Here is a 20,868-nt window from a genome sequence, read left to right on the forward strand (position 1 = left end):
AAACTCAATAAACTTCATTATGCCAAAACTTGATAAGCTCCTCTAAAAGAGTAAAATGAAAGCCTAAGTCTAATAAAGGATAAATAATGAGTTTTTGGGACCTCTTTAAATCACAAGATAAAACACCCCATTTAAATAACCTACATGAGAAATTAATCGACAATTTTCCTGATAGTGAAGAAGATGAACTGGTTTTCCTCGCCTGTCTTGCAGGACTGATGGCACGCGTTGCCCATGTGGATTTCAACGTCTCTGAAACAGAAATTGAGCAAATGAAAAGCTCACTCATGAAGTGGGTTAAACTCGATGGACAGAAGGCCTTGATTATTACCAAAATGGCCATTAAAGAAATGAAAGAGTTTCAAGGTCTCGATACGAGAGACTATTGCCGCCCACTCGTCGATCGATGCAATATCGATCAAAGATATGAAGTTCTCATAACTCTCTTTTCAATTGCTGCTAGTGATGGATCTGTGGATATTAATGAGAGTAATGAAATTCACTATATTTCTAATTCTCTCAATCTAGAGAAGAAGCACTTTATCGCGGCTCGTGCGACAATTATGGAATCTTTGAAGTCTTTAAAATAAAAAATGCACCATTCGGTGCATTTTTACTGGTTCCTTTTGCGAGTCAAAAAAAAGGATTATTAAGCGACATCCTGAAAGTAGTCCTCGTCATAATCTGCCCAGGCCATTTCAGGATCATTACATTGCAATTCGTGTCCGTTATTTTTTCTTCTACCTTTAACTTTTTCTTTTTTCTTTTGAAGTTGTTTTTCAATCTTCGTCATAACCTTATCAATCGATTTGTATAGGCTATCTGTATGTGCGGCTGCATGGTAACTATAATTTGGTCCCGTAAGTTCAACCTCTGCGTAGTGATTTCCCTGCTTAACGTAACAGCTCCATCTAATGTTAGAACGTCCACCTAGAAATTTTTCCAGCTTTTTAGACTTCTCGTGAATTCTCTCGTCAAGTGCTGGTGTGTGATCTAAGTGTCTAAAGCTAATTGTTACCTTCATAAAAAAAATTCTCCTTAACGTCCCGAAAACGTACCAAAAAAGTGTGAATTAAATAAAACTCTGTCCCTTAAAAGACTTCGTCTTTCTCTGAACCTCCTTGCCCGATAACTAGACTACATCGCTGTTTTCTATTTTACTTTACGTTTTGATGATGACGGAATTCCAAGCATTTCGCGATACTTGGCTACAGTCCTTCTCGCTACTTTGACCTCATCGCGACTCAAAAGGTCGGCAATTTTTTGATCAGATAGCGGTTTCTTAGGACTTTCCGCCTCGACTAATTCCTTAATCTTGAGCTTCAATACCTCACTTGAAATATCTACTCCACCGTCTTTTCCACCAAGTCCACTATTAAAGAAATACTTTAATTCGAAGACTCCAATTGGCGTGTGCATGTACTTATTTGTCGTCACACGCGAGACAGTCGATTCGTGCATTCCAATTTCATTGGCAATATTTTTAAGAGTCATCGGCTTTAAAAACTTAGGCCCTTTCTTAAAAAATTGCTGTTGCTGACGTACGATAGACTTCGAAACTTTTTCAATTGTCTTCTGTCTATTATGAATTGATTTAATAAGCCAAAGAGCTGATTTAAGCTTATCTTGTACAAATCGATTCGCTTCTTTATCGGCTTCTGTCTCATTTTTATTGAGCATTGATTGATAGAGTTGAGAAATTCTTAAGCGTGGAACACCATCGTCATTAACCTGTACAACATACTCTCCACCAACCTGAACAACATAAATATCAGGGATAACATAGTGAGTATCTTGTGGAGAAACTAAACGTCCTGGCTTTGGGTAAAATTGGTGAAGAAGTTCGGCCGTCTTTCTAACCTGCTCTTCACTCACCCCAAGATCAGCTGCAATCTTTTTATGAGATTGGTTTTTTAGCTCATCTAAGTGTTCTCGAATAATTTTCTCTAAAAGAGGAGATCTCTCCTCCATAATACGAGCTTGGGCCAAGAGGCAATCGACAAGATTTTCTGTCGCACAACCAACTGGATCTAGTCGTTGAATAATTTCTAAAACTTCTTGTGCTGTCTCTCTTTCTATATCTCTTGACTGAGCAAGGATCTCATTAAAAGAAACATCTAGATAACCATCATCATTAATTTCATGGATAACTTTCATGGCAAAATCAATTTCTTGCTCTGTTAGTTCTTCCATTCTTAATTGCCACTCAAGGTGCTCAGCCAAAGTCATTCCACGAGAAATAATATTCTCGTAATTAGGCATGTCCTCATTTGTTGCTGGACCAACCATTGATGGTTGTGATGAATTTGAATTGTAAGCTTCGATATAAGATTGCCAATCGAAGTCATCATTTTCTTTGTTTACCAGTGTTGGCTCATCAAAGTTTTCAGACTTTAATTCAACATTTTCTTTTTCTAGACGATCTAATTGATGATCGTTATCAGAAGGCTGGGCCTCTTCAAGCATTGGGTTTTCTACCATCTCACTGGCAATCAAGTCCGTCATCTCTAAGTGAGTCAACGTAAGAAGCTTGATCGCTTGCTGAAGCTGGGGCGTCATCATAAGACTTTGCGTTTGCTTTAGCTTGAGACCTTGAGAGATTTTAACTGCCATAATTCCACCTAAATTGGTTTTTTAATTAAATGCAAGTTACATCCTGAACTCTTCACCGAGATAAAACTTCCGTGCTCTCTCATTATTAACAATTTCATCAGGTGTTCCACTTACTAAGAGCTCTCCACTATTCATGATATAAGCTCTATCAACAATGCCAAGAGTTTCTCTAACATTGTGGTCCGTAATGAGGACACCGATATTTCTTCTTTTCAAGCCTGTAATAACATTTTGAATGTCACTTACAGCTAATGGGTCAACACCTGCAAAAGGCTCATCGAGAAGGACAAACTTAGGCTCCAATGCCAGTGCTCGTGCAATCTCAACCCTTCTTCTCTCCCCCCCAGAAAGCGCAGAGCCCTTGGAAGTTCGAATATGGTTTAGACCAAAATCCCCGATCAAATTTTCGAGGAGTGTTTTCTTTTTCTGCCTTGGAAGAGCTCTATTTTCTAATACAGCAAAAATATTTTCTTCCACCGTTAGATCGCGAAATACGCTCGCCTCTTGTGGTAAATAACCAACGCCTTTTAAGGCCCTGATGTGAATTGGATATTCTGTTAATTCATCACCAGATAGAGTAATCGTTCCTTCATCGGCCTTTACAAGCCCTACGATCATATAAAAAGAAGTTGTTTTTCCCGCTCCGTTTGGACCAAGAAGGCCAACAACCTCGCCTTGTTCTACTTTCAGTCCAACATCTTTAACGACTGTTCGACCACCGTATGTTTTTTTAAGGCCTTTAGCCTCTAAGTAAGCAGTTTCCATAAATTCCTACCTAATGTTGAAGTTTGAATTGGCATCATCGACTTCAACAATTTCACTATCCTCACGAAGCGTAATAATATTGCCCTTGATGACATCACCTCTTTGGATGACTTTTGGGTAGCCCGTAAGGACGAGTGTTCGGTCTTTCATAAAGCCTTCTAATTTGTCAGAAAAGGCCTTACGCTCAAACTGCTCACCGGGAGTTCCATCAGGTTTCAACCCGATGATTACTCTCTCCTTAACAACTACATCGTCATACAAAGTGAAATACTTGAGCTTTTTGTTATAGTTTTCTAAAAAGATTTCCCCGCGAAGAGAAGTCGCTGTAACCCTTTGTTTTTTAAACCTTACGTTACCATCTAATTTCGACAAGTTAGAAATCATATCCAATTCAAGCTGATCTGACCAAAACTGGATACTCTCTTCGTAGGCCCTCTTGCGATTAACCTTCCCGCGAACATTTCCAAGAAAGCGACTCCAGTTTTTCATTGGGTATGAGAGCAATTGCTCAGAGAGGATTTCAATATCCTCGAGACCATTTTCACTGCGGCTCGTACTGTGAACATTTCCCTTGGCCGTAAGTTCACCGTCCAAAGCGTTGTAAGTCATTTTATCCGTTGTGATGATCGAATCGTTGTGACGAACTTCGATGTTGTCATTGAGGATGAGGTTCTCAGTTTTCTTAATCCATAAACCTCTTTGAGCAATATAGTGAATTGGCTTTTGATCTTCAGTAAAAAAGACGCCCTTAGGATTTGAGAAAATAACATCTTCACTAACACCATCAATAGATAGCTCAGTGGAATCCAGGTGCATGGTAGGTTTTTCATTTTCCATGAGAAAGTAATTCACATTGGAGAAATAACTCTCAGAACTGTAAATATCCTTAACCATTTTTATGGCCTCATTATTTACGAATGTTCTTTTCCAAGAATTATTTTGCCCAGCAACGATAAGGAGCAAACTAAAGAGAAAAAATGTTCCAATGATAAAGAGATGCCTCTTTCCACTCATGCGAGAGCCGTCCTTGCTTTCTGTAAATAATGCTTCAAAGGCCCAATAAGAATTAGGGATAAGTCTTTGAAATCTTATGCTCATTATAGAGGAGATTTTACAAGAGGAGAAGTACCACAAATGGGTGCGAGGAACTTTTCTCTAACCCCTCGTAATAAGGTCTAATTTTGCGCCGAGACAAGGGAAGTTTCTTTACGATAAAAAGGCCACATGCTATGCTTTGGCGCCTTTTAAACACACGCAAACCAAGGGTATATCTTGAGTATCAAAACGTTGGAAGACCTTTTACAAAAAGGTGTGAAACTCACACCAATGATGAAGCAATACTATGACATCAAAAAGAACTACCAAGACCACATGCTCCTTTTTCGCATGGGTGACTTTTATGAAGTCTTCTTTGATGATGCTGAGAATGCTGCAAAGATTTTGAATATTGCAAGAACTCATCGAGGTAAGCTTGGAGATACGCCTATTCCAATGGCCGGAATCCCTCACCATGCAGCGATTACTTACATCGATCGAATTACGGCCCATGGTTTAAAAGTCGCTATTTGCGAGCAAGTAGAAGACCCAAAAGAAGCAAAAGGAATCGTAAAAAGAGCCGTCACTCAGGTCGTCTCTCCTGGAATGCCTTTCGACTTAGAAAAAGCTGAAGGATCAGAGCATCGCTATATGGCCAGTGGGGCGATCGTTGATAACAAGTATTACTTAACAGCAATTGACTTTACAACGGGTGAATTCACCGGACAAATTCTCGATACATTTGAAGACTTCGTTAATCGTCTTCGCATGATTGCGCCTAAAGAGTTTATTACTTTCCTTGGTCAGTGGGATGAATACCCAGCACTTGAGACTCTTATTGATGCAACAGGTATTCTTAAGACTCACCTTTCTAGCGAATACTTTGAATCAAAATATACAGAGCTCTACATTGAAAAGCTTATTCCGGCCTTCAAAAGAGATAAGATCATCTCACTCAATGAAAAGATCCTCTCTCCAGTCGGTGCTCTTTCATACTATATTTGCTCTACTCAATCAGCTGAAGAGTTCTATCATATTAGACCTTTTAGAATGGTAAGTAATAAAGGCGTTATGAAAGTAACACTTCCAACGCTTACAGGTCTTGAGATTCTCCCAAGAACGCGAGAACAATATAAAGACTCCCTTTTGGGCTTTCTAGATAAAACTCAAACATCTCTTGGTTCAAGAATGCTGAGAAATATTTTTCTCTCACCTCTTTGCGATAAGAAAGAAATTGAAAAACGCCACGACCTCATCGACTATCTCATTAATGATGAGGACCTTCTCGATCTTATTCGAGAAGAGCTCGCAGAAGTTCGTGACCTCGAGAGAATTATGGCAAAGATCTCAACAGGAAAGGCCAATGCAGGAGACCTTCTCAATATTGCCAATGCAAACCTTGTTTATAAGAAGCTTCTTCCTGAACTAGAAAAACTTCCAGTAGATGTTCTTGAAAGTTTTAATAAGAAAGATCTGAAAACTCTTCAAGACCTCTCAGCAAAAATAGTTAATACAATTAATGATGAGATTGGAGCAAGCCTCGACAAAGGGAACCTCATCCGCTCAGGTGCAGATGAAAAGAGAGACCGACTTGCAAAACTCTCTCAAGGAGCGGCCAATGAACTTCTTGATCTTGAAGCACGCTACCGCGAAGAGACGGGAATTGTTAAACTAAAAATTAAATCTAATAATGTTGCCGGATACTTTATTGAAGTTTCTAAGATTCATTCAGATAAAGTTCCAGGGAATTTCATCAGACGTCAGACTCTTGTAAACTCAGAGCGCTACACAACTGAAGAACTTACGACTTTTGAAAAAGAAGTCATTACGGCCAAGGAAAAATTAGAGCGTCTTGAAAGAGAGATTTTCAAAGGGATTATTCAAGAGGTTGCCTCATTAAATACTCTTATTATGAAACTCTCTGATGTCATTGCGACTCTTGACTCATTTCAAAGTTTCGCATGGATCGCCATTCAAGAAGACTTTCAAAGACCGGTCTTCACAGAAGGAAAAAAGCAAATTCAACTTCAAGGAATGTGGCACCCTCTCATCAAATCCATTATTAGAGATCAATTTGTACCGCACGACTTATCTCTTGATGAGTCTGTTTATTTTGGTTTAATTACAGGTCCCAACATGGCCGGTAAGACAACGGTTATGCGTGAAGTTGCCATCGTGCAATTACTTGCTCAAGTTGGTTCATTCGTCCCAGCTCAAAAAGCAGAGCTTGGACTTTGTGATTACCTCTTCTCTCGCCTAGGTGCCAGTGATGATATTCTAAAAGGTCAATCGACATTCATGGTTGAAATGGCCGAAACAGCAGAGATTTTAAGACACGCAACAGAGAAATCACTTATCATTCTCGATGAAGTGGGACGAGGAACATCGACTTACGACGGGATGAGTATTGCGTGGGCGCTTGTTGAGCACTTTGTTCAAAAAACAAAGGCCCTTTGCCTCTTTGCAACTCACTATCATGAATTAATTGATCTCGCCGATGGGCTCGAACAAGCAAAGAACTTAACGGTTGAGACTCAAAACAATAATGGTGACGTTCAATTTCTCTACCGTCTGGTAGAAAAAGGAGCATCACAATCATTTGGTATTTATGTCGCAAAGCTTGCAGGACTTCCTAAGACCATTTTAAATCGTTCAAGTGAGCTCTTATGTACACTTGAAAGTGATGAGAAATCTCAAATTCAAACGACAATCACAAAAGAAGAACCAGAGAGTATTCAATCAGGTACTCAGCTAACATTCTTTGGCGATGTTCATCTAGAGCCAGAGATTCCAGAGCATTTAAAGAATCTTGAGTCTCAAGTACAAACTCTCGATATCAATAACATGACTCCTCTTCAGGCCATTAATAAGCTCGATCAACTAAGACAATTACTTCAATAAAAAAGGGTGCTTTCTAGGCACCCATTTTTTTTTCTTTTTGAACTTCTGTTAAAACTTCAAGGACTTTTTCCGAGCGAATCGGCTTTGTTAAAAACCCATTCATACCAGCATCAAAGCAGCGTTTTCTATCCTCTTCAAAAGCATTTGCCGTAAGGGCATAAATTCGTGGTGATCTACCTTTATCCAAGGTTCGAATGATCTTCGTCGCACTTATTCCATCCATAACAGGCATTTGCATATCCATGAAGATAAGATCGTATTCTTTATTCGTTGTTGCTTCAACCGCCAGTTGTCCATTTTTAGAAATGTCACAGTCTTGATTAAAGTTTTTAAGAACCATTTTTAAAACTTTGATATTAATATCGTTATCCTCGACGACGAGAATATCGAGTTTAGAATTTGGTTCTAAAGGAGAAGCTTCTTTAACTTGACTCTCTTCGCTTGTATCGTTTTTTCCCTCTAGATTAATTCGAAGCTTAAAAATAGACCCTTTGCCCACTTCACTTTCAACAACAATCTCACCACCCATGAGATCAGAAAGCTTTTTAGAAATAGCAAGACCTAGACCTGTTCCACCAAACTTCCTTGTAATGGATGAATCTGCCTGAGTAAAAGAATCGAAAAGCTTTGAGATCGAATCTTTTTCGATTCCAATCCCTGAATCACGTACTTCAAACTCAAATTGATAAAGTGATTTATCTAATTCTTTATAACGAATGAGAAATTCAACTCTCCCTTCATTGGTAAATTTAACGGCATTACTTATGAAGTTAATCAAAATTTGCTTTAAGCGAGTGATATCTGTTTTAATTAAATCTGGGGCATTCTTTGCATCTTCAATATGACATTCATACTCAATTCCCTTACTCTTAGCATTAGAATTAAAGAGAAAATGAATATCGTAAATGAGACTTTTTAAAGAGTGAAACTCACTTTCAAACTCAATTGTTCCCGCCTCCACCTTACTGAGATCTAAAATATCATTTAGAATCGTTAGTAAACTCTCCCCACATGAATCAATCGTCTCAAGCATCTTTCTTTGTTTATCACTTAAATCACTTTCAGAGAGAATCGAAACCATTCCTAAAATTCCATTCATAGGAGTTCTAATTTCATGAGACATATTTGCTAAAAACTCAGATTTACTTTTTGCAAGTTTCTCAACTCTCTCTTTTTCAATGAGCACTTCTTCGTTTAAAGACTTATAAGAGTTCGCGGCATTCGCTAGACGCCCAATTTCATCACTATATTCAACGTAGGGTATAACCGATTCAACTTTTCCATCAGTCAGCTTTTTAAAGGCATAAGAAATCTCTGATATGCGATTTACAATAAATTTTGAGAAATAAAGAAGAGTAATGATAATGACAATAATAGAAACGATAAAAAAGATGTTTAGATAATGGTTTGATTCTTCAAATTGCTTTCTATTAACTTCTTTAATTTGTTCCAACTCTGTGAGACTGAGCTTCGTGAGTCGATCTGCAAGACGCGTAAATTCAAAGGCTTCTCCGGCCATAACAACATTAATCAAAGACAGATAAACACGATTTACTTGTATCGAGCGATTGAAGATATTCCGAAAATCCTTAACATTTTTAAGAAGTATATTTTTCTCTGACTCATCAATGTTCAAAGAATTGATACGCTTACTCATATCTGTGAAGTATGATAAAGTCTTCTTTTTAATTCCGTAGTCTCTTTTTTCCAAGAAAGCTTTCGCTAATAAATAACTTTTAAGCCACTCTTTTAGTATTTGATTTGTTTCAATATAGTTTTTTGACTGCTTGTTCTTTAATCGATTGATTAGGGAGTTTAAATCCTGCTCACCTTTATCAATGATTGCAGGGAGCTTTTTATTAAGAAACTCTTCTCGATTTTTATGACGAAGGCGAAGATCCATTAAGTTGTCTTCATATCTTTTTAAAACGACAATCATGTCGCTAACAACTTCTCTTTTATTATCTTGAATCATTTTTAATGAAATTGCTCTCAAGTTCGTTAAAACCTTTTGATGGGTTTTAATCATTTTCTCATAGACGGAACTGCTTCCCGTTGTACTATAGACAAGAGTATTTCTTTGAAGGTCAGAAATCTCTTTATTGATATTCATAACATCAATAGAAACCTGAACAAGATTTTCAAGGTTATGAACGTTGCGATCAACATTATTAGAAATATTAACAAAAATAAAATGACGAATCGTAAAGATTGCTAAAAGCAATCCAAAGAACAGAGATGTTCTAAGTTTTATAGAAAGATTGTTAAATTTCTTTAAGAGCACGACCCTTCCTTACGAATTTAAAAACTCATACCATTTATCAAGGCTGTAGTCATAATTGTCCATTACCGTATTCCAAATAGCGATATTACTAAAGCGTTCTTGATAAGAGCCGCCATTTCGAAGACTTCCCTTGGTCACAGAAATTTTCCCATCTGTTCCCTTTAAATCTCTTGTTGCGACTTTTCCATCATACCAATAACCCCATTCATCGGCAGCGAGAAGCTCTCTAGAACGTTCAGCATTTGAAATATAGTAACCTTGTCTTGCAATGAAGGCTCCGGCCCAACCAGAGAGCCACCAGTTCATATACTTATAAGCAGCTTCTTTTTGATGACCTTTTGACTTTGATGAGAGACACATAACTCCATGCCAAGCGCGATACCCTTCTTTGGGTGCTGCATATTCAACAGGAACTCCCATCCCTCTCGCACCAGAAACACCAGGTGAAAACATGGATTCAATATGAACACGATTTTTAACCATGAAGTCAACAGATTGAGGAACAGAAGTCCAAAATCCAGAGAAATGACCAGATTTTTTTCTTTCAATAAGAATTCGAAATAATTGATCGATCTCTTTGATTGTCATATTGCTCATATCTTTAAACTTCATGAGCCCTCTCGCTTGAGCCGCTAGAGCTGCATCGAAGATTCCAATTGTGGGAGCGTTAACTAGCCCAACTTTTCCCTTGTGCTTTTCATCTAATAGCCAGGCCCAACTCTCAGTTTCATAGGCCTTTCCTTTAGCGATAAAATTTGTATTGTAACCAAAAGAGTCAACGTTATGAACATAAGGCATGAAGCTAATCATTTTACTTTCTTTTGAACTTAAAGTTCCATCTTTTTGGGTATAGAGAATTTTGTTTGGAGCATCTCCTAGGCCAAGCTTTGCTTTTTCAGAGACACGACCTTTCTTAGTGAGATCATTGATTTCATTCCAATATTTAAGCCTTTCAATTTCTATTGGCTGAATCGCCCCGGCCTGCCAGAGAATATTAATTGAATCAGACCATTGCTCGTAAATATCAAAACTCTCGGGATTAGTTGATGCTTTCTGTAAAACGGCGGCACTCCCTCCAGGGTAAAATTCAATGTTAATCCCAAGCTCTTTCATTGCTCTTTTTCTAATTTCTTCCTGCAAAGTTACGTGTGTTCCCATGACTTTTAAAGTAACGGTTTTCTTTGCAATGATATTGGGACAGCTTAAAGCGCCCGCTACACCTATGGCCATTTTAGAAGAATTGACTAGAAATTGACGTCGATTGATTTCACTACCTTTATTTTTTTTTGTCACAAGGTCCTCGTTGAAAAGTCTTTAAATGTTTAAAATTATTCTCAAGATATTATAATTTCTAAACACCTTTCACCGTTCGTATATTTGGAAGATTAAATTTAAATTTAGTTACTTACATTAATCCCCTGATATCTTTTTCCCGAATATTAATGAATTATTAAGTAAGCCTAATAATTCTCATTTATGACGAAAATCTTTCCTAGTGAGTGCCTCTTCAGGCCATTATTTGATTATTTCTTGCGATGGCCGATAAGTGGGATGATGAATGAAAGACAAACGCTTACCATTCCAAAAGAAAAAGTAGAAAGAAGATCAATTCTTAAAAGACGTGTCTACGCCTTTACCCTTGATCTCACTCTCATTTTCCTTGTGAATAAGGCGCTTCATTTAAGCTTTATGAGCTTTGTGGATACCTACTTCTTTCATTTTACCAATCAAATTAAGTCCGATATAAGCTTTAATTTACTATCAATTCAGTTCTTGACTCTAACACTCGTTTTTAATGGTTATTTCTTTTTGAGTTACTATCTCAACAAGGGGCAGAGTCCTGGGAAAATAGCTTTCAATCTGCGCGTTCTACCTAACCACTCAACGAGTGAAGAACTTTCGGCGCGAGAATGTGTTACGCGCACAATGAGCTATTTTATTTGCTGGTTTGTAGGCTTTTGGCCATTTGCACTTTCTTTTATTAGAAAAGATTCTAAAGGCTTTCCGGATTTTCTATCAAATAGTCATGTTTGTAGTATTGAAGAGCTAGAAATGCTTGCTTCGCTTGAAGATTCTGGTTTAAGTGCGACAAACAACGATCTCTTTCCAGAAGATCCTGTTTCAATTCGTTTTTCCCGTAAAGTTAGCTAGGAAGTTTAATGTTCGAGATTGTTAAAGAGCTCGTGCGCCCTTTCTTTAATTTGAAGTTCTAATTTTTCATCATCTGAAAGATCAGCGTCACTAAAAGGCTTCATGACCTTACTTTTTTTCTTATAGTAGCGCTCATCAGAGATTTTATCTCTGAAATTCTGCCAAGGGCGCAGCGACTTTTTCTTTGCATTTTTTGATTTGTAACGGGCCTCTTTTCGATCGAGAACCATGTCTAGTAGCGACTTAGTCGATCCCGAGCCCTTCTTACAAACATCATCTAAACGTACGGCCATAACTCTATGATATCAGAAGTTATGGCCAGTGTAATTAGTTATTTTTCAGTAACTTACAAATTTAATCAGATTTTAAACGCACTGACCTGAAAGCTCTTTATACCAAACATTCATACTCTCAATGGCCCCAGAGATATTGGTATTATTTCTAAGTGTCCCACCGTATTGATAGCCACTTTTAGAAAAGGTAATATTCATTCCATAGGACTTGGCGCGTGCGATCGTATAAGCGACTTTGATGTCCTCCTCTTGAATAAGAGTTTTCTCCATCTCATCGAGAAGATGACTGGCAAGCCCCGCCCCTCTATATTCCGGAAGAGTTGCAAAGTCAGTCATTTCGACGTTCTTTTGCTTTCTATCCATTTCACTTGAACTAACAGCGACAAGCTTCTCTTGTTCATTAAAAGCACCAAAGAAGCGAACATTATCATTCATACAGCTTTTAATGAATTCTTCTTCGTGAATGGGAAAAGGATAAGTTTGAAAAACCTCTTTATAAATTCCTACCATTTTCTTTGTATCGCTCTTATGAAGTTCTCTAAGCTCAAAGTCACTTAGTGTAGGAAGAGTTTTGAGGGTTTCTTTTTCTTGGGCAATCGAAATCACATCCATCACCTCTTCACTATTGATACTCTCTCTTTTTTCATCAAGATATTTTGAAAGGAAGTAGCCATCACTTTCACCCTCATAGAGATTGGGCACTTTTGCTTCGATGTTAAATCCCGCTTTATCAAATGTATTTAACGTTTCTTTTGGAACTTTTACAAAAATCTTTCCGGCATTAATTTCATCAGCAATTTCGCTAACTATTTTTAGTGAATCACTTGGACGCTTTTTATTAACTTTCATGAGATAAACGCGATCGTTGTGTTCTCCGTATTGGCAAGTTGTACCATCAATGACTTTAATTTGATCATAGGACATTTCCTAACCTCCGACTTCTTTAACGCTACCAACAGGCTAAAGAAGATACATTGAAAAACAGATGATCTTTCGGTAAAGCCGAACGCTTTTTTTTCTTAAGCTTGTAATAAGTTTGAAACGCGCTAAAATGCCGATAAACACGGAGTCGTTTTATGAAGTTATTTTTCTCACTGCTAATTTTCCTGTCGCTCACAAACCTTTCTTTTTCTGCTTGTGTTGCCAAATATAAAGCTAATTTACGTTCAGGACCGGACTCTTCGACGGCGCTTTTGGGAACTCTTAAAAAATATGCTCCATTAAAAGTCATTTCAAAATCAGAATCAAACGAATGGGTTCAAGTCGAAAGCCACAATCTCAAAGGCTGGCTCTATCACACTCTTTTAGATGAGAGTATTCAATGCATTTATGTACTCGATAAGAGCAATATCAGTTGCCCTGGTAAGGAAGAACCTGATGCCATCAAGATTCACTACAAATCCTCATTTAAAGTCGTAGAGAAGTCTATTGGCTGTAATCTTGTGGAAGATAAGTGGAGAAGACGCTTTTGGGTCTCAACATTCAATATTTGGCCAAAAGAGAGTGCCATGAAGATTGTTATTCCTAATTCCTAGGGGTTGTCTACTCTTTTGACACCCCCTAACTCTTTTTCAAAACTCCCCCTTTCCATCTTGGAATCTGATTAAATAGAGACACTTATCAATCAAGGGGAACTCACGAAATGAAACTCGTTCTTTGGACATTATTCTCACTTTTTTCAATCAACACAATGGCCTGTAATATTAATCCTGGCCTTTACTACTGTGGAAAAGCGAATTTCTCCAAAGAAGAAATCATCTCGAGTAAATTGACGAAAGTCATTGATATTCAACTCACAGACTCTTCAATGATTGTTGAAGATAAAATGAAAGAACAAAAGACAATCTACCCCTACTCCGATGAGCTACTTATCACTTCTGTTGATGCTCAAACAGATAAAGTCATTAAATCAAAATCAACGTGTCACGAAAGTGAAGCTGAATTGATTGAAACAAATTCAATTCAGGATAAGCTAGAATCGGCAAAAAAGATGGACATTATTCAAGTAGAGTCTGATCACCTTAAAATTGAAAGCATTAAAGAATCAATTAAAGCTGGAAAAATAAAAGAAGTTCTCAACTGTTACTATGTCGCTCCTGCTCGCTATTTATACGATATTGCAAGGGGTTTAAAAGTTCTTAAAGACTAAACAGCTAAAGACCATTAAATAGAGAAAAACTTAGGCCCTATTTTAACTTTTCATTCAGAAACTCTCGCTACAATAGGGCCATGAAAACACTACTACTCTTCCTGTTAGGATTAAGTCTCTCTTTCCAAACTCATGCTCTTGAATCTATTTCAAAAGATAATCCTCTCATTCAAAGATTGGGGCATTTAAAAATCAAATTTGACTCAGATGGATCAAGTCATTGCAGTGCCTTTCAAGTATCAAACACATCAATTATGACGGCGGCACACTGCCTGTATAAAAAAGACCACACGAGGGCCAAAGAAATTACTTACTATCTTGGTCTCAATGGAAAGTATTCTATTGGAAAAAAACTTATTCCAAAATTTTATCAAATCCCTAAACAGTATATTCAAGAGATTTTGAAAAAGACTGATCAAGAATATAATTATGACTGGGCCATTTTGCACTTTGATCAAAAAGACTCCTTTACTGAGTACTTCCCCTTACAGGAGGAAGTTCACTGGAATCAAAATGCCTTTGTCGTTGGCTATCCCGAGGATCAGCAAAATGATCTATTTATTGGTCACTGTCAGGTTTATGATAAAGGCACGCTTCTCCAGCATGACTGTCGAACATTAAAAGGAATGAGTGGAGCACCTTTAGTTCAATTTAACTTTCAAACATCGCAATATGAAGTCGTCGCCCTCCACACTCACGCACTTTTAGAGCGCGATGAAAAAATATCTATTCGCTCAAAACAAATGAAACCTAAAAGAGAAGATCTTATTAACTACCCTCTTGCCGATATCAACTTACCTGTGAAAATCACTTTCATTAATAGTTGTGAAGAGTCCATCCTTGTCACATCTAAGACATCCGCTCTTCCGGATAAGTTTGAAATAGAATCAAATCAACAGAGAAGTTTTGAAGTGGATAGTAAGAAGGTAACAGAAGTTCTCTTTTATGCTGAAACCGCCGACTACAGTTATCAATGGAATGAAAATGATGGACCGACAAAAATTCCCATTCCCTCTTTAACTAGTGAATTGAATATACCGCTTATTTGTGATCAGTGAGCTTTTATCATCTCAGATATTTCGCTATGATCTTATCGTATGTCCCATCCTTCTTTAAAGAATCGAGTATCTCTTGCATTCTCTTTACAAGAACATCTGGAGTCGAAGGATGAAAGGCTATGTAGTAGGCCGTTTTATTTAAATGAAACACTTGATGAAATTGTGTGATATCTATTTTCTTTACTTTCATCAACCATTGAACAGATAGTGACTCTGCTGCGAGAAAATCAATTCTCTCCAAATCAAGCATCATTACACCACGCTCAACGCTCCCTACATTATAGGTAAGATTTTTATCCCCTCCAGCATTGAGATAAGCAATTTCTCCAATATCATTTTTAATGGCCCCAACTTTTGCCCCGTCAACCACTTCACTAATATCTCTTAAAATTGGATAGCGTGCTTTTTTAGCATAAATGGCTATCTCTGATGGATAAATCGGACCAACCCACTTAAACATCTTTTCGCGCGATTCATTTCGAACCATGGAAAAAACAATCGTATTTTCTTTTTCCTGTATTGTCTTATAGGCCCTGGCCCAAGGATAGACCGTATATTTCTTCTCCTGAATATCAAAGCGCTTAAGGATCTCATCCATGATTTCAACGCTAATACCTTTTACCTCTTTAGCTGATTTGAAATTTAAAGGCGCATAACTCTCTGTCACAATATGATAGTCTCGAATGTCATTAGAGGCATCGGCCATGGAAGCCGTTGAAAAACAGACAAATAGAAATGAATGAAAAAGAATTTTTAAATATTGTTCCATTACATTCATTATCGACTTAATTTCTAGAGCGATTAATTAGAAAAAGAGAAAAATGTTTTATAACAGGAACTTATGGGGGAAATATAAAGGGCCCTCTCACAGAGGACCCTTCTTAATAAATCACATATTCAAGGCATTACGATTTTTTTGACCACATAAAGTGGAGTTCTTCAAGCTGATCAGCAGAAGGCACAGATGGTGCAGATGACATGAGATCACTTGCCGAAGTTGTTTTTGGAAAAGCAATAACATCACGGATATTTTCAGTTCCGGCCAAAAGCATAATCATTCTATCAAAACCAAAAGCAATTCCACCATGTGGAGGAACACCGTAGTTAAGAGCTTCAACAAAGAATCCAAATTGCTTATTCACTTCTTCTTCACTCATTCCTAAAACTTCGAACATTTTCTTTTGAACGGCTTGATTGAAAATACGAATTGATCCACCACCAATCTCATACCCGTTACAAACGATATCGTAAGCGTTAGCATAAATCTTTTTAAGTCCACCTTCAGGGTCTTTTGGATCAGCTTTCATAAAGGCATCAACATCTTCGTCACGAACCATAGTGAATGGGTGGTGTTTCGCATAGAAACGTCCATCATCATATTCGAGAAGAGGGAAATCATTAACCCATAAGAATTTATATCCTTCTTCGATAAGATCTAGTTTCGAACCAAGATGTCTTCTAAGAGCATCGGCACAAGCATGGGCAACCTCTTCGTTTGCATCAGCAAAGAAAAGCCAAGTTCCATCCCCTGTTTCACTCGATAAAGCGTTGAGTTTTTCATGAATTTCATCAGTAACAAATTTAGAAATACCTGCTGAACGAGCACCTTCTTCAACTTTAAAGAAAGCAACACCTCTTCCACCATGTGGCTTAACCACTTCAACAAAAGAGTCAGTGTCTTTACGAGAAAATGTCCCAGCACTTTTTGGAACGAAGAAAGTTTTAATAAGACCGTTTTCTTTTAGAACGCTTGCAAAAACACCAAAGTCAGTTCCTTCAAAAATGTCGTTAACAACATATTGCTTAAGCCCAAAACGAACATCTGGTTTATCACAACCATAATCTCTCATAGCATCGTCATAACTCATAACAGGTACTGTGAAATCGTCGTCTAATTGATAAACATCTTTAAGCAGACCTTCAACTAGAGACTTCATAAATGGTTGTGTTGCAAAAGAAACTTCAATATCAATTTGTGTAAATTCTGGCTGACGGTCAGCTCTTAAATCTTCATCACGAAAACACTTACAGATTTGGAAGTAACGGTCAGTTCCCCCAATCATAAGAAGTTGCTTAAGAGTCTGAGGTGATTGCGGAAGAGCATAAACATGGTGAGGGTGAACTCGAGATGGAACAACATAGTCTCTTGCACCTTCTGGAGTTGATTTATAAAGGATCGGTGTTTCAACTTCAATGAAATCTTCATTTGATAAAAAGTTACGAACCTTTTGTGCCGTTTTAGATCTAAGTCTTAGCATATTCTGAAGTTTTTCAGTTCTAAGATCTAAGTAGCGATACTTTAATTTATTATCATCTGTCGCTTCAATAGCACCAAATGGAAGAAAAGGAATATTATTAATGTCATTCTCTGAAAGGATTTGAAGTTCTTCAACTTGAACTTCAACCATTCCCGTTGTCATCTTATCGTTTTTCGCTTCATCTGGTCTTGGAGCAACTTTACCTTTTGCTAAAATAACAGATTCGAGATGACATTTTTTGAGAAGGGCCATGTCACCTTTAAATTCAGCAAATCCTAATTGTGTTAGACCATACTTATCACGGAGATCAATGAAATGAAGACTTCCAAGATTTCTATATTTATTAACCCATCCACAAAGAGTTACTTCTTGACCAATATTGGCCTCAGTTAACTCACCGCAATGATGCGTACGCATTAATCCAGTTAGTTTTGTCATTTGATATATCTCCCCTTCTCTATTAGAGTTTTATGTATGAGTACTTTTATAACGCAAAAGCCATCAAATCTCATTAGAAAACTTCTGACTTTCACAGTTGTTTTATCGTTTTTTTGTCTAGGCACAGTGGCCAAAGAGCTCAATAAAAATAATGGCACTCACATCTTAAATCTTTCAAAAAATGAATCGTTAAAAATCAATGTGGCGCTTTCCATGAAAGAGCAGGCCCAAGGACTCTCCGGTGTAAAGTCCAAAGACTTTGCCTTTGATCAAGCGATGCTCTTTGTTTACAAACAAGAGGGGTATCGACAATTTTGGATGCCCGATACTCACTTTGATCTCGACATATTCTTTCTAGGTAAAAATTTTGAAGTTCTCGCAGTAGAGAGATCAATCAAGGCCCACCCAGGAATGAAAGAACCTCCGGTCATAGCCAGAACTCAATTGCATAAATGCTGGTATGTTCTTGAAACTCGCAGCGACTCGCCACTTTCTAAAAGAATAAAAAAAGGGATGAAACTTTCACCCCCTCAATCTCTTTTAAAATTAATTAAATGATTTCTTCCCTTTAATCCTCGAGTGATCTTTAGGAAAGAGAACGAGAAATTCATCTCTAGCAATGAAGCCAAGGTTATCTCGGACAATTTTCTTTTGATATTTCTTATTCGACTTAATTTTCTCAATTTCATTTTGTAGCTGAACATTTTCTTTTTCAACTCTCGTTAGCTCATTCACTCTGTCTTGAAGAAGGGATTTACTTGCATAGAAATCAACTATTCCCCCATCAGAAAAGATCAGACGGCCTAAGAGAAAGATACAAAAAACCCAACCACTCTTAACGACAATACCATTAAATCTTTCTTGCAAAGACTTCTTAGCACCTTTTTTCGTTTTCACTGTTCTCTTAGCACGAGAGCTGGCCGGAGATTTTTTAGCAGGTAACTGCTCAGCATAGGATACTGTTGCAGGGGCCTTGGCCTGTTTTCTTAGCGTACCGACAAGTTCACTATCATCAGGACGGGCAACTGTTTTGCGTGTTGGTCTCACCTCTTCTTCGATCATTTCAGCATCAACGGCTTTGGCCTTAGAAGCAGGAGAACGAAGAGAATTGAGCGCTTCTTGTTTCTTGGCCTTAAGTCTTTCAGATAGAGAAGGGCCACCTATAGGAGAATCAACTTTTTGAGCACTCTGCCTTTTCTCGCCAGCAGACGGAGGGGGTGGCGGCATTTGCGACTGCTCTCTCTTTTGCTCAGCAAGTTTTTTTTCTTTGTGCGCTCGAAGTCTTTCTTGCAGACTGTTCATATCAGAGCTAGATGAACTAGCCTGAGCACCCATAGCAGGTCTAGGCGCTGATTCACCAGAACCAACTTGCTTTTTAAGTTTCTTTTGACGATTTCTCTCAATGGCCTTTCTAAGTCTCTCATTTGCGAGATCTTGACCACCAGATTGATTGGAAGAGCTGCGCGCAGGCTCTCCTTGAGGTCTGTTAAATGAAAATTCCAACGTTAACTTCCTGTTCGTTTGGTTTGTAACATCCTGTTACAATATTTATTTTAACAAAATTCTGATTGTTCTCAAGTGCTTAGACGTAAAAAAAAACAACGCTACGCATTCATAGCGTCATGTATATCCAACCACCACGAACGAATATCTGAGATTTCACTCAAGTAATAGAAAAGACCAAGTGAATCGTTCTCTAAATGAAAGTCCTCTTCATCAAAAGAACATATCCCCTCTTCGAAAACTTGAATAAGATGATTCATTGATTCATCATTTTGCTTCGACGTATAAAAATGCAGGGCCGTATCATCACACGAAAATTCACTGACTGGGAAATGTTCTTTAAAAAGTGCTGAAAGCCATGAAAACTTTCTAACAGCATATTGGACATCCCCTAGCGGCCCTAAACGAATCGCTTCATCGACGCGATTCACTTTGTAAGATTTAAAGTAAATAGAAAAGCCGTGATCTGATTTTTCAAGCCACCAACTAAAGCCAGGATCACCAATATTACAAATCATATCCTCTTCTTTAGTGAAGCGACGATTAGCGATTTGAGTTAAAGTTAGCTGCGCTCTTTCATAGCAGTCGGTAATAAAAAACTCAGGCGCTTGATCCTGATTTAGTTTTAATTGTGCCCTCACCTCATCAGTTAATTCAAATTGATGAATATCCTTGACGGCAATGGCCTTAACACAAAATGTAAGAGAGCTTTCTAAAACATGATAAGCAATGGCCGACTGTTGTTCCACAACACATTCTTGTTCAGTCTCAATTTCAAGAGCTGGTCCAACGATCTCCTCTTCATTAAAAGTAAGATCATTTTCATCATCCCATTCCAGCTCAACGACGATATCTAGGAGCTCTTCTTCCTCTTCTAAGAAGTCTTCAATATCTTCATCGAGATCGACGACGATATCTAGGAGCTCATCGTCTTTTTCTTCAACGTTTTCTTTAAAATTTTCTTCAAAGATTTCTTCGCAAGGCTCTTCAAGCTCAACAACGATATCAACAAGCTCCGTCTCCTCCTCTAGCGGAAGATTAAAATCTTTAAAAAATGAGAGTGCATCACTATTAGGTAGAGTTCTTGACTCTAATTCTTGAAACTCATAAGAAACAAAATCCTCTTTTAAATCTCTTTGGCGATCTTCTTCGCTAAAGCTAAGGTCGTGACCTAAAACCCCCTGACACAAAGCTTCAATTTCTTCTAAACTAGCACAAGACTCACTAAGATCAAGATCACACACTTCTTCATTAACTTCGAGAGGTTCAAATTGGAAAGATTCTTTTAACTTTTCAAACTCAATAAGGTCTTCGTCGAAGACCGTAGTATTTAAAAATGTTTTATTTTTTAATGACTCACTGAGCTTAAGCGTTTGCTCAGCTAGGTAATCAATTTCATTTTGATTAGATTCCATTCAAC

The 20,868-nt window shown here is 37.7% G+C and carries 19 protein-coding genes; 7 read left to right on the forward strand and 12 right to left on the reverse strand.

Going from position 1 to position 20,868, the window contains the following annotated elements; genetic code table 11:
• Window positions 1-86 precede the first annotated feature (86 nt).
• Complete coding sequence (locus tag HBN50_RS11990; protein WP_273870311.1) at window positions 87-590, forward strand: tellurite resistance TerB family protein; 504 nt, start codon at window positions 87-89, stop codon at window positions 588-590.
• 59 nt (window positions 591-649) lie between these two features.
• Here HBN50_RS11990 and hpf read toward each other — a convergent pair whose 3' ends face one another.
• The 4 genes from hpf to lptC all read right to left on the reverse strand — a co-directional run bounded on the left by hpf (window position 650) and on the right by lptC (window position 4,476).
• Entirely contained in the window at window positions 650-1,024 is a 375-nt protein-coding gene (hpf, locus tag HBN50_RS11995; protein ID WP_273870316.1) for a ribosome hibernation-promoting factor, HPF/YfiA family, read from the reverse strand.
• A gap of 128 nt (window positions 1,025-1,152) precedes the next feature.
• Window positions 1,153-2,613, reverse strand: a complete 1,461-nt coding sequence (gene rpoN / locus HBN50_RS12000; protein WP_273870318.1) for an RNA polymerase factor sigma-54 — start codon at window positions 2,611-2,613, stop codon at window positions 1,153-1,155.
• A 36-nt stretch (window positions 2,614-2,649) separates the two neighbouring features.
• Window positions 2,650-3,378 (reverse strand): LPS export ABC transporter ATP-binding protein, encoded by a 729-nt coding sequence (gene lptB, locus HBN50_RS12005; protein ID WP_273870320.1) that lies wholly within the window; start codon window positions 3,376-3,378, stop codon window positions 2,650-2,652.
• A gap of 6 nt (window positions 3,379-3,384) precedes the next feature.
• Window positions 3,385-4,476 (reverse strand): LPS export ABC transporter periplasmic protein LptC, encoded by a 1,092-nt coding sequence (gene lptC / locus HBN50_RS12010; RefSeq protein WP_273870323.1) that lies wholly within the window; start codon window positions 4,474-4,476, stop codon window positions 3,385-3,387.
• 174 nt (window positions 4,477-4,650) lie between these two features.
• On the opposite strand from lptC, the gene mutS reads away from it, so the two are divergent.
• Window positions 4,651-7,314, forward strand: a complete 2,664-nt coding sequence (mutS, locus tag HBN50_RS12015; protein WP_273870324.1) for a DNA mismatch repair protein MutS — start codon at window positions 4,651-4,653, stop codon at window positions 7,312-7,314.
• 13 nt (window positions 7,315-7,327) lie between these two features.
• Here the strand turns inward: mutS and HBN50_RS12020 are convergent, their stop codons facing one another.
• Window positions 7,328-9,598, reverse strand: a complete 2,271-nt coding sequence (locus HBN50_RS12020) for an ATP-binding protein (protein ID WP_273870327.1) — start codon at window positions 9,596-9,598, stop codon at window positions 7,328-7,330.
• Between the two features lie 9 nt (window positions 9,599-9,607).
• Window positions 9,608-10,828: an ABC transporter substrate-binding protein gene (locus HBN50_RS12025; protein ID WP_443135175.1), complete on the reverse strand. Its 1,221-nt coding sequence runs from the start codon at window positions 10,826-10,828 to the stop codon at window positions 9,608-9,610.
• Between the two features lie 246 nt (window positions 10,829-11,074).
• Between HBN50_RS12025 and HBN50_RS12030 the strand changes: the two genes are divergently transcribed.
• Window positions 11,075-11,749, forward strand: a complete 675-nt coding sequence (locus tag HBN50_RS12030; protein WP_273870329.1) for an RDD family protein — start codon at window positions 11,075-11,077, stop codon at window positions 11,747-11,749.
• A 5-nt stretch (window positions 11,750-11,754) separates the two neighbouring features.
• On the opposite strand, the gene HBN50_RS12035 is transcribed toward HBN50_RS12030, so the two are convergent.
• Complete coding sequence (locus HBN50_RS12035; RefSeq protein ID WP_273870330.1) at window positions 11,755-12,042, reverse strand: hypothetical protein; 288 nt, start codon at window positions 12,040-12,042, stop codon at window positions 11,755-11,757.
• Window positions 12,043-12,114: 72 nt separating this feature from the next.
• Window positions 12,115-12,966: a putative beta-lysine N-acetyltransferase gene (gene ablB / locus HBN50_RS12040; RefSeq protein WP_273870332.1), complete on the reverse strand. Its 852-nt coding sequence runs from the start codon at window positions 12,964-12,966 to the stop codon at window positions 12,115-12,117.
• Window positions 12,967-13,118: 152 nt separating this feature from the next.
• Here ablB and HBN50_RS12045 point away from each other — a divergent pair, with 152 nt between their 5' ends.
• The 3 genes from HBN50_RS12045 (at window position 13,119) to HBN50_RS12055 (ending at window position 15,249) form a co-directional block, all read left to right on the forward strand.
• Window positions 13,119-13,577: an SH3 domain-containing protein gene (locus tag HBN50_RS12045; protein WP_273870334.1), complete on the forward strand. Its 459-nt coding sequence runs from the start codon at window positions 13,119-13,121 to the stop codon at window positions 13,575-13,577.
• A 107-nt stretch (window positions 13,578-13,684) separates the two neighbouring features.
• Window positions 13,685-14,191: a hypothetical protein gene (locus HBN50_RS12050; protein WP_273870335.1), complete on the forward strand. Its 507-nt coding sequence runs from the start codon at window positions 13,685-13,687 to the stop codon at window positions 14,189-14,191.
• An 80-nt stretch (window positions 14,192-14,271) separates the two neighbouring features.
• Window positions 14,272-15,249 carry a trypsin-like serine peptidase gene (locus HBN50_RS12055; RefSeq protein ID WP_273870336.1) on the forward strand — a complete coding sequence of 326 codons (978 nt, stop codon included), beginning with the start codon at window positions 14,272-14,274 and terminating at the stop codon, window positions 15,247-15,249.
• A gap of 7 nt (window positions 15,250-15,256) precedes the next feature.
• On the opposite strand, the gene HBN50_RS12060 is transcribed toward HBN50_RS12055, so the two are convergent.
• Window positions 15,257-16,018, reverse strand: a complete 762-nt coding sequence (locus HBN50_RS12060) for a substrate-binding periplasmic protein (protein WP_273870338.1) — start codon at window positions 16,016-16,018, stop codon at window positions 15,257-15,259.
• A gap of 136 nt (window positions 16,019-16,154) precedes the next feature.
• Window positions 16,155-17,945, reverse strand: coding sequence for an aspartate--tRNA ligase (gene aspS / locus HBN50_RS12065; protein ID WP_273870341.1), 1,791 nt, complete (start codon window positions 17,943-17,945; stop codon window positions 16,155-16,157).
• A 36-nt stretch (window positions 17,946-17,981) separates the two neighbouring features.
• On the opposite strand from aspS, the gene HBN50_RS12070 reads away from it, so the two are divergent.
• Window positions 17,982-18,503: a DUF192 domain-containing protein gene (locus HBN50_RS12070; protein WP_273870343.1), complete on the forward strand. Its 522-nt coding sequence runs from the start codon at window positions 17,982-17,984 to the stop codon at window positions 18,501-18,503.
• On the opposite strand, the gene HBN50_RS12075 is transcribed toward HBN50_RS12070, so the two are convergent.
• Entirely contained in the window at window positions 18,492-19,448 is a 957-nt protein-coding gene (locus HBN50_RS12075; RefSeq protein WP_273870344.1) for an FtsB family cell division protein, read from the reverse strand. The two genes, HBN50_RS12070 and HBN50_RS12075, sit on opposite strands and share 12 nt — an antisense overlap.
• Window positions 19,449-19,549: 101 nt before the next feature.
• On the reverse strand, window positions 19,550-20,863 hold the full coding sequence (locus HBN50_RS12080) for a hypothetical protein (RefSeq protein WP_273870345.1): 1,314 nt from the start codon (window positions 20,861-20,863) through the stop codon (window positions 19,550-19,552).
• Window positions 20,864-20,868 lie beyond the last annotated feature (5 nt).

The sequence above is a fragment of the Halobacteriovorax sp. GB3 genome, assembly GCF_028649655.1.
GTDB lineage: Bacteria > Bdellovibrionota > Bacteriovoracia > Bacteriovoracales > Bacteriovoracaceae > BSW11-IV.